9 protein-coding genes are annotated in these 5,701 nt (G+C 40.1%); all 9 read left to right on the top strand.

The features are described 5' to 3' along the window. The coding region (locus IQR33_RS32945; protein ID WP_228013880.1) for a hypothetical protein at positions 1 to 186 on the top strand (186 nt) is incomplete at its 5' end. A 219-nt stretch (positions 187 to 405) separates the two neighbouring features. Further along, complete coding sequence (locus IQR33_RS12770) at positions 406 to 774, top strand: hypothetical protein (protein WP_064369870.1); 369 nt, start codon at positions 406 to 408, stop codon at positions 772 to 774. Positions 775 to 776: 2 nt separating this feature from the next. Beyond that, on the top strand, positions 777 to 1,025 hold the full coding sequence (locus tag IQR33_RS12765) for a hypothetical protein (RefSeq protein WP_064369871.1): 249 nt from the start codon (positions 777 to 779) through the stop codon (positions 1,023 to 1,025). A 137-nt stretch (positions 1,026 to 1,162) separates the two neighbouring features. Continuing rightward, positions 1,163 to 1,351: a hypothetical protein gene (locus tag IQR33_RS12760; protein WP_064369872.1), complete on the top strand. Its 189-nt coding sequence runs from the start codon at positions 1,163 to 1,165 to the stop codon at positions 1,349 to 1,351. Between the two features lie 73 nt (positions 1,352 to 1,424). Beyond that, entirely contained in the window at positions 1,425 to 1,598 is a 174-nt protein-coding gene (locus IQR33_RS12755; protein ID WP_172797333.1) for a hypothetical protein, read from the top strand. Then, a complete protein-coding gene (locus tag IQR33_RS12750) occupies positions 1,591 to 1,854 on the top strand; it encodes a hypothetical protein (RefSeq protein WP_064369873.1) in 264 nt (87 codons plus the stop codon). Before IQR33_RS12755 ends, IQR33_RS12750 begins: the two co-directional genes overlap by 8 nt. 155 nt (positions 1,855 to 2,009) lie before the next feature. After that, entirely contained in the window at positions 2,010 to 3,731 is a 1,722-nt protein-coding gene (locus tag IQR33_RS12745) for an Eco57I restriction-modification methylase domain-containing protein (protein WP_193843749.1), read from the top strand. 3 nt (positions 3,732 to 3,734) lie between these two features. Then, complete coding sequence (locus IQR33_RS12740; RefSeq protein WP_064369875.1) at positions 3,735 to 4,469, top strand: PaeR7I family type II restriction endonuclease; 735 nt, start codon at positions 3,735 to 3,737, stop codon at positions 4,467 to 4,469. Positions 4,470 to 5,239: 770 nt separating this feature from the next. Further along, positions 5,240 to 5,701: hypothetical protein (locus IQR33_RS12735; RefSeq protein ID WP_193843748.1), on the top strand; the 462-nt coding region annotated here is incomplete at its 3' end.

Here is a 5,701-nt window from a genome sequence, read left to right as displayed (position 1 = left end):
GATGGTTTATCCACTCTTTGTCATCGTTTAGCTGTAGATACGGACAAGGACTATAAATATAAAGGATCGTCAGCTCTATATGAGCTTCTGGACACTCTAAGGGGGTTTTATAGAGACTTACTATGGAAACTCGAAGATATGGGTTATGAGTTTCAATATACATCTGCATTTTCGAACGTACTTTAGTTGATTTTCGGGGATTCCGATTAATGCTTCCACTAACTAAACACATTAACTCGGATTCCCTTTGCTCCCTGTCGCACGTACAAGGTCATAGCGCTAGCTTTTAGGTGTATGTACTGGATAGAAACTAGGCATGGGTATAGAAGTAAGTCAGAAACACCTCGACTTGAATTAACGTTTGACACTAATTAATAAATCAGCACTCAGAGGGAAATGTAAACTATGAACGTCAAAGAGTTAGGACAATGTACCAACTTCACTGTATCGGCAATAGATGAAATTACGGGTGAAGAAATGCCCGTTCTAGTGTCAGTCTTTAATGATTTAAGCCGTGTTGTTGTTTCGTTTAAAGCTATCCAGATTGGAGCGCCTTTCACATGTTTATCTTTAAGAAAATTAGCGGTGTTTGGTGATTACTCTCTGGTTATAAGTGAAAGTGAAGAAATGCCAGATATCACTTTTTCGGTAACGCTTAGAGAAAAGGACTTTGTTGCCCTAAGTGAACACCCTTTGTTATCAAAACACTTATCTGTTCACGATGTTGATATCCCAGATAGCCCGATGATGCAAAAGCTAGAAGAGGGGCTTTGAGCATGGCATTTAGAGAAGAGGTTGAAGTGTTGCTAGTAACTAAATCTCATGTTGTGGAGCACATCAAGGGCGTAGAAATTGAGATTGTCAGTAACAAGCTTGTTTCTACAGTGTCCGAGCTTAAACACTTGCACACTCATAAACTTGAGCTTTCTTATGAAGCAGCAGAGGCACTTTACATCAAGCTTGGACAACGACTTAAAACGGCTCAAGAAATGGTTGAAGACAATTCAGCTATCATCGCCGACTAACGAGGGAAAATCAGATGATCATCAGAGTGCGCGGCACAAGCCCGTCAAGACGGTTGGACTCTTTCACGGTGCAAACGCTATTGCTCAGCTCCCAATCATGGCAAGGCGATTAAAGAATAAATTTTGGAGACACGAAAATGATCAAAGGAACGCTAATTTCGCAAGCTATGTGTAGTTCGCTTGAAAGTTACATCAAGGAAGTGGTTGATTCAATCGAGTTCGATATCGAGCGCAAACTGACTAAGGACGAATACAACTCTGTAGCAAAGCAAGTTACCTCGGCAATTGAACAAATCACGAACGAGTATAACTTTAAGCTCGTATAAGGGGCAATTGGCAGTGAATGTACCACTGCCATTTTAGTATGATGTTTTAATGCCTAACTATAGGAAGAAAATAATGAGCCGTCTTGAAACACTTATAGAACAGAGCAGTGATGAACTTTGTAGTGTGTCAGTCCCTGTTAAAGAACAGTGTCTGAACCGATGCAATGAATGTCCAGTTGATGATGAGTTAATTGGAACGTTGACAACAGATAGTAAGAGCTCAACAGAAGAGTCACCAAATGAGTGAGAAAGTAATTCTAGGTACATTATTGGTTGCAGGTTTTTTGTTAGCAGTGAGATGGGCATTTAAGAGTGATACATCTTCATTTGATGAATCACTTGACAGGTTTCTATCAAGTGAACAATCAAAAGAGAAGAAAGGTAACTCAAATCCTGATAGTGCTTACGAACGACGCAGGAAGGCTATGTTTAGCGGCACAGATTCGATGGGTTGCTATCAAAAGCACAAAAAGGCCAACGAAAGGCTTCATCGTAAAAGGTGAACCTTAGATAATGAGGATTAGTCTGAAAGCAATCTGACCGTTTCCTTTCCACGATGTGATTAGGAGTGCTTTTAATCACTAACATCCTGTTAATGTGAATTTGCCTTATTTGAAGTTACCCGAACTCAGTACATCTAGACGTTATGCATTAATGTATGTTTGAACCTTACTTTCTGGTACGCTTTATTCAGTTTTTTAATAGTATCATTCAAATCATGCAACTAACTATTCCAGAGATTGAAAACCATTTAGATTCCTTAACGTGGGGGGCCTCAGATGAAGAAAAAGGTGAGGTCTTTACAAACCCGGACATTGTTAACTTCATGCTAAAGACCTCTGGGATTAGCGACGCCATTAACGCGAAGAGCGTTCGCATACTAGAGCCATCATGTGGTCAAGGTGAGTTTGTTATCGCAATTGCAAAGCTTTTGGTTGCAAACATAACCGATAACCAAGAACACTACACTATAGACTTTATTAAAGGTATGGTTCAGGCTTTTGATATTTCATCGGAAAATATTGTTATTGCTAAACAGAAAACCAATGAAGTTTTGCTTAAAGCGCTAACGGTTGAAGAGGCTAACTCAATTGTTGAAAGCTGGTTTTATCACGGCGACTTCTTGTTAGCGGACTTCTCTACTTGTTTTAGTCATGTAATTGGTAACCCGCCGTATGTCAGGATCGAGAATATCCCGCCATCTTTACTTTCAGCGTATCGCTTTCGCTACCACACAATGAAAGAACGCGCAGATCTATACATTGCGTTTTATCAGAAGTGTTTGGAACTCCTCGAGGTAAAAGGGGTCTTGTCTTTCATTTGTACGGATAGATGGACTAAGAATAGTTACGGTTCGTCATTGCGTGGATTTATATCAGCTAGCTATCAACTTGATCTCTACGTAGACCTTTATGGTCAATCAGCATTTCAATCTGATGTTTTGACGTACCCAGCGATTACACAGATTTCTAGACAGAAGCATAAATCAACAATAATACTGCATAATCCAGAGATAGATTCCAAGCTTTCAGAATCCGTTTATTTAGTGCTTTCTGGGCAAGATAAGAGCTTACATAAACTAACTGAGAGAAAGGACATTATCGAGAATGACAAGCCCTGGCTATTTGGAGCTGTGGATGAGCTAAATCTAATTAAAAGGCTAGAGAGAGACTTCCCTACAATGGAAGATGTCGGTTGCAAGGTCTACATCGGAGCCGCAACGGGAAATAATAAAGTGTACATAGTTGGTGATGATGTAGCATTAGAGCCTAGCCGCAAAGTGCCTTTGGTAACAGCAACTGACATTCGTTCAGGAACATTGGTGCATTCAGGCAAGTTCATTGTGAACACATATGACGAAAATGGTGTAGTCAAACTGACAGACTTCCCAATGCTCCAAGAATACTTAACTCAGCATAAAGAAGTTTTACAAGAACGGCATGTTGCAAAAAAATCGCCACACCACTGGTTTAAGACCATTGATCGAGTTTACCCTGAACGTGCTGCCCAAGAGAAACTATTGATACCTGATATCAAGTCTAAATTGACAACTGTATATGACCCTGGTCAGTATCATCCAAACAACTCTATTTACTATATCTGTTCATCTGATTGGGATATCAGAGCTTTGCAAGGCGTTCTAATATCGGGGATTGGACAGCTTTTCGTCGAGAACTACTCAACGAAAGTGGCAGGGGGTAATTTGAGGTTTCAAGCTCAACATTTAAGAAGAATTTGCTTACCTCGGTGGGAAGACGTTGATTCTGATTTAGCAACTGCTCTCTCAGAGGTAGCCATAAACAATGACATTGAGAAATCAATACTCTTAACATCCAAACTATATAAATTGAACAAACAAGAACAACAGTTACTAGGTTAATAAATGAATGAATTGGTGAGAAGTGCTGTTAGAAACTTCTGGACAGTGAGAAATGGTGGCTCTGGTGTGTTAGGTGGAAAAACGCTAGATGGATTTGTGGATCTTATCCGTCAAGTTGTCGAGTCTTCGAATCTCGAGGAATTTCAAATCCATACAGGAAAAAACACCTCTCAATTGCCTGGGTATTTCAGGCCTCATAAATCATGGGATATTGTTGTAACTTCCAACGGTTACCTAGTCGCAGCTGTCGAGTTGAAGTCACAAGTAGGCTCTATTGGTAATAACTTTAATAATCGTTCAGAAGAAGTTCTGGGGAGTGGATTGGATCTTAGCACCGCAATCGAAGAAAATGCATTCTTGCCAAGTGTACGTCCATTTATGGGGTACCTTATTTTAGTTGAAGATTCAGAAACTACGAGACGCTCTGCCCAAATCAGTATGGATCACTTCCCTGTAATGCAAGGGTTCTTAGCTGATGAAAATAACAGGGATAAAAATTACCAACCTATAAATGGCAAATATCCACGAGTAGCTGGTGTTTCTTATCTAGAACGCTATGAAATTTTATGTCGTAAGCTTATGGCTAGACGTATTTATGATGCAGCTTCGGTTATGGCCGCTTCAAGTGAAAATAGTGTCACAGGTGATTATCGTAATTTAAGCGCTCCAACCAGTGTTGACGCATTTATTCAACGACTAACCGATCACTGTAACCTCTTCGCAGATTTTGGCAGTTAATGGTTAGAGATGCAAAAATAGAACATTCGAGCCTCGTAAATACGAGGCTTTGTTTCTACTGGAGCTTGCAACTTTTGACATACCTTTAGTAATCGATAGATTGCTGATAAATTTTCTTATGACAACGGGTTTCTGGCCATAAGTGAGCTTCGGGATATCGTGTGCGGGTGTCCCATTAAGTCCCACTGTATAATCTAAACTGTTAGATCGTGTATGAGTTAGTACAGATAATTGATGATCATTGTAAATACAGATCAATACTCTATTTAGCGAACAGTGAAATAGTAGGCCCCATATCATCCAACATGGTGACTAGGTTTATTAACTGGTCTGGGATGTATTGGAGCTAATGTGTTTGAAAACTCTCCACTAACAGGGTTCCCCCTAGTCGCCACCGAGGCCCACCCGCCGGACTTACCCCTGCATTACTAAGTCTCGTTCCTTGCCAAGTATTTCCGCTCATGGCTGTTATCCACCAGCGCTAGTACGATGCCAACAAAACCCCATTGTCACCGTCCTAGCAGAATGCTGGTGGCCATATGATCCGCCTTCGGCGAGCTAAAAGCATTTGTATCGCTTTTCTTAACGGCTTCGCCTAAAAAGCTGACCCTCTATAGAGCCCTATTGTGTCGCCTTTGTCCGGCCCAAAGTCCAGATAATAAGTTAATTATATTTCACAAAGATTAGTGTTTAAATGTGGTATTTATTTATTGTTTTTTATATAATTATGACATGGTTAAATCAAGTGTGATCAATTGCTTGGGGGCAGTATGATAAAGGTATTAGAGAAGAAAGTTTCTCTCCATAGAAATAAACTAAGAGTATTCTTCGAAGGGCAGTATTTACTAATGGCGGGTTTTAAAGGAGGGGCTAAGTTTCAGCTTAAGTCTGACCGTACAAAGAAAGAAATTAAAATAGTTATTGATCGTTTCGGCTCTCGACAAGTGACCAACTCAAGACGAAACGGTAAAGAGCGACCTGTCATTGACTTAAAGCACGCTGACTTAGATATTTTCGGAGACCATGTAAAAGCCTACATCAAAGATGGTGAAATCCGAATTGTCGAATTGCATTCAGTCCAAGAGATTCGTGACAGAGAGCTGAGGTTTAAGGATATGACGAGAAATCTTAAGCCATTAAACCATGCCGTATTTAGTTTTAATTCTAATTTGGTACTCCTTCCTAACGAGTTGGAATACAACTCACCAATAGAGCTGTTTGATCTAAAGAAT

It is taken from the genome of Vibrio sp. OPT46 (genome assembly GCF_015163535.1).
GTDB classification, from domain to species: Bacteria; Pseudomonadota; Gammaproteobacteria; order Enterobacterales; family Vibrionaceae; genus Vibrio; species Vibrio alginolyticus.
This window is presented reverse-complemented; position numbering and strand designations above follow the sequence as displayed.

What these genes read in the sequence shown, in the direction of transcription:
- IQR33_RS12770 (WP_064369870.1), top strand. Translation starts at nt 406, where the DNA reads ATGAACGTCAAAGAGTTAGGACAATGTACCAACTTCACTGTATCGGCA.
- IQR33_RS12765 (WP_064369871.1), top strand. Translation starts at nt 777, where the DNA reads ATGGCATTTAGAGAAGAGGTTGAAGTGTTGCTAGTAACTAAATCTCAT.
- IQR33_RS12760 (WP_064369872.1), top strand. Translation starts at nt 1,163, where the DNA reads ATGATCAAAGGAACGCTAATTTCGCAAGCTATGTGTAGTTCGCTTGAA.
- IQR33_RS12755 (WP_172797333.1), top strand. Translation starts at nt 1,425, where the DNA reads ATGAGCCGTCTTGAAACACTTATAGAACAGAGCAGTGATGAACTTTGT.
- IQR33_RS12750 (WP_064369873.1), top strand. Translation starts at nt 1,591, where the DNA reads ATGAGTGAGAAAGTAATTCTAGGTACATTATTGGTTGCAGGTTTTTTG.
- IQR33_RS12745 (WP_193843749.1), top strand. Translation starts at nt 2,010, where the DNA reads ATGTTTGAACCTTACTTTCTGGTACGCTTTATTCAGTTTTTTAATAGT.
- IQR33_RS12740 (WP_064369875.1), top strand. Translation starts at nt 3,735, where the DNA reads ATGAATGAATTGGTGAGAAGTGCTGTTAGAAACTTCTGGACAGTGAGA.